The sequence below is a fragment of the Corallococcus exercitus genome, assembly GCF_003611585.1.
GTDB classification, from domain to species: domain Bacteria; phylum Myxococcota; class Myxococcia; order Myxococcales; family Myxococcaceae; genus Corallococcus; species Corallococcus exercitus.
Genome location: NZ_RAVW01000647.1, coordinates 1 through 3,497, shown reverse-complemented (window position 1 = coordinate 3,497; position 3,497 = coordinate 1). Strand labels below are relative to the sequence as shown.

At 72.8% G+C, this 3,497-nt stretch carries 2 protein-coding genes; both read left to right on the top strand.

Going from position 1 to position 3,497, the window contains the following annotated elements:
* The first annotated feature begins 278 nt into the window (after window positions 1-278).
* Window positions 279-1,643, top strand: coding sequence for an RsmB/NOP family class I SAM-dependent RNA methyltransferase (locus D7W79_RS40225; protein ID WP_120530498.1), 1,365 nt, complete (start codon window positions 279-281; stop codon window positions 1,641-1,643).
* Window positions 1,644-1,679: 36 nt separating this feature from the next.
* Window positions 1,680-3,452, top strand: coding sequence for a M61 family metallopeptidase (locus D7W79_RS40220; RefSeq protein WP_120530497.1), 1,773 nt, complete (start codon window positions 1,680-1,682; stop codon window positions 3,450-3,452).
* Window positions 3,453-3,497: the final 45 nt, after the last annotated feature.

Here is a 3,497-nt window from a genome sequence, read left to right as displayed (position 1 = left end):
CCCCGAAGCAGCCCCCTGACGCCTCCGGCTGGTCCCTCCAGGGCCTTCCGGGGGCGTCTTTTGCGTTCCCTGCTTGTCAAGCCTGCCCGGGGGATGCGAAGGCCCCATGCGACATGGCCACGACTCGCAAGCCTGGACCTTCCCGCGGTGCCACCCCCAAGCCGGGCGGGCCCCGCTCGTCCCGCCCTGGCGCCCCCAAGTCCGGCGGGCCCCGCACGTCCCGCCCTGGCGCTCCCAAGAAGCGCAAGGACGCCAAGGGACGCGCCGACAAACCGAAGATGAGCCGCGCCCAGCACGAACGCGCGCGCCCCAACCCCAACCGCCCCCTGCGCGAGGATCTGGTCCTCCAGGCGTGTCTGGAGGCCTACGGCGGCGTGCGCCGCGAGGGCCGCCTGTCCGACCGCGCGCTGGAGTTCGTGCTGCGCCGCAAGACGGCCCTGTACTCCACCGAGCGCCGCGCCGTGGCCGAGCGCGTCTACGCGCTGCTGCGCCGCCAGCGCACCGTGGACTTCCTCCTGGAGAAGTCGCACCGGAAGTTCGACGCGCTGGACCCCACGCGCCAGGACGTCATGCGGCTGGCCGCGTCCCGCATCCTCCACGGCGAGGACCCCACCTACGTCGCGCGCTCCAGCGGGCTCACCGGCCCGGACGTGTCCGTGCTCGACCGCCTGCCGGACGCCGCCGCGGAGCTGGATGCCTTGCCGGAAGCGAAGCGCTTCCCCATCGCCGCGTCGCTGCCGGACTTCCTCGCCGACCGCTTCCGCGCCGTCTTCGGCAAGGACGCCGCGCGCGCCGCCGAGGCCATGAACGAGCGCGCCCCGCTCATCGTCCGCGCCAACACGCTCAAGGGCGACCGCGCCCAGCTCCAGGAGCGGCTGGCCGCGGAGGACGTGGAGTCCACGAAGCCCACGGCCCTGTCCCCCTTCGGACTGGTCATGGAGACGCGGCTCAACCTCTTCTCCCTCCAGGACTTCAAGGACGGAGGGTTCGAGATCCAGGACGAGGGCAGCCAACTCCTCGGCATGCTCGTGGACGCGCCGCCCACCCGCGTGGTGGACGCGTGCGCGGGCGCGGGCGGCAAGACGCTGCAGCTGGCCGCGCAGATGAAGAACCGCGGCGACCTGCACGCGCTCGACGTGGACGAGGGCCGCATGGAGGACCTGCGCAAGCGCGCGCGCCGCGCGGGCGTGCACAACGTGCGCACGCAGCTCATCCCCCACGAGGGCCCGGACGCGGACGCCGCGCTCACGCCGCTCAAGGGGCTGGCGGACCGCGTGCTGGTGGACGCGCCGTGCAGCGGCACCGGCACCTTCCGCCGCAAGCCGGACGCGCGGTACCGCCTCACGCCGGAGGACCTGGAGATGCACGTGGGCCGGCAGAAGGCGCTGCTCGCGCGCTTCGCCATGCTGGTGAAGCCGGGCGGCCGGCTCATCTACGGCACGTGCAGCGTGCTGCGGGAGGAGAACGAGAACGTGGTGGAGGACTTCCTGTCCAAGCACCCCGACTTCAGCGTGCGCCCCGTGGCGGAGGTGCTGGGCGCGGAGCTGGGCGCGAAGCTGGGGCCCGGCCCCTTCCTGCGGCTGGCCCCGCACACCCACGGCACCGACGGCTTCTTCGGCGCCGTGCTCGTCAAGGCGAAGTAACCCCGCCGTCCCCAAAGGAAGAAAGGCCCTCCGTCCATGTCGCTCGCCGTCCGCTACCACGTCGCCATGCCCCGCCCGCATGCGCACCTGTTCGAGGTGGAGGCCGCCTTCCCCGCCGGGCCTGACGTGCTCGACGCGGTGATGCCGGTGTGGACGCCGGGCAGCTACCTGGTGCGCGAGTACGCCCGCCAGGTGCAGGACGTCACCGCGCGAGGCCCGGACGGCCAGCCCCTGCCGGTGCGCCGCCTGGACAAGCGCACCTGGCGCGTGGACGCGAGGGGGCAGGCCGTCACCCTGCGCTACCGCGTCTACGCGAACGAACTGTCCGTGCGCACCAGCCACCTGGACGGCAGCCACGCCTACTTCAACGGCGCCACCGTGTTCCTCTACACGGAAGGCACGCGCGCCCTGCCCCACCACGTCACCGTGGACGCGCCGCAGGGCTGGCGCACGTTCTGCGCGCTGGACTCGGAAGGGGCCACCTTCCACGCGCCGGACTACGACACGCTCGTGGACAGCCCCTTCGAGGTGGGCCCGCACACGCCGCTCACCTTCACCGCCGCGGGCGTGCCGCATGAGGTGGTGGTGTGGGGAGACAGCGTGCCGGACGCGGAGCGGCTGTGCGCGGACATGCAGCGCGTCTGCGAGGCCCAGGCCCGCATGTACGAAGGCCTGCCGCTGAAGCGCTACCTGTTCCTCGTCTACCTCACCGACAAGGGCCGGGGCGGGCTGGAGCACCAGGCCTCCACCGCGCTGCTCTTCCCGCGCACGGGCCTGTCCTCGCACCGGGGCTGGGAGGACTTCCTCACGCTGGTGGCGCACGAGTACTTCCACCTGTGGAACATCAAGCGGGTGAAGCCGCGCGCGCTGGTGCCGTTCGACTACTCGCAGGAGAACTACACCACGCTGCTGTGGGCCTTCGAGGGCGGCACCGCGTACTACGACAACCTCTTCGTGCGCCGCGCGGGCCTGATGTCCGCCACGCGCTACCTGGCCCGCCTGGGAGAGACGCTCAGCCTGCTGCACTCCACCCCGGGCCGCCGCGTGCAGACGCTCACGGAGGCGTCGCTCGTCAGCTGGGTGAAGCACTACCGCCCGGACGAGCACTCCACCAACAGCGCCGTCTCCTACTACCTGAAGGGCGAGGTGGTGTGCGCGCTGCTGGACCTGGAGGTGCGCCGCGCCACCCGCGACGCCCGGTGCCTGGATGACGTCATGCGGTTGCTATGGCAACGCCATGGCGACGGCTCCGGCGTGCCGGAGGACGGCGTGGAGAAGGCCGCGAGCGAGGTGGCGGGCGTGGACCTGACGCCCTTCTTCGACCGGGCGGTGCGCTCCACGGACGACCTGGACTACGGCGTCTTCGCGCACGTGGGGCTGGAGCTGTCCTTCCGCATGCGGGAGGCCCCCAACGACAAGGGCGGCACGCCGCCGCGCCTCAAGGGCGAGCCCCGGCCGAAGGGCTGGCTGGGCGTCACGGTGCGCGGCTCCTCCACGCTGTCCACCGTGCCGGAGGGCACGCCCGCGCTGGAGGCCGGCCTGTACCCGGAGGACGACGTGGTGGCGCTGGACGGCTGGCGCGTGGACGGCGCGGGGCTCATCGCCCGCTGCGAGGACAAGCGCCCCGGCGACACCGTGCGGGTGACGCTGTTCCGCCGCGACCGCCTGCTGGAGGTGCCGGTGGTGCTGGGCCAGAAGCCCGCGGACGCCGCGTGGCTCCAGCGCGTGGAGCGCCCCACGGACGCGCAGAAGGCCGCGTTCCAGGCGTGGCTGGGCGCCCCCTGGGATGAGACTCCCGGCCCGGCGTAGGCTCGCCGGCCTGTCTCGTATACACATCTCCGAGCCCACGAGACA

Coding starts and splice junctions, on each gene's coding strand:
- D7W79_RS40225 (WP_120530498.1), top strand. CDS start 279: ATGAGCCGCGCCCAGCACGAACGCGCGCGCCCCAACCCCAACCGCCCC.
- D7W79_RS40220 (WP_120530497.1), top strand. CDS start 1,680: ATGTCGCTCGCCGTCCGCTACCACGTCGCCATGCCCCGCCCGCATGCG.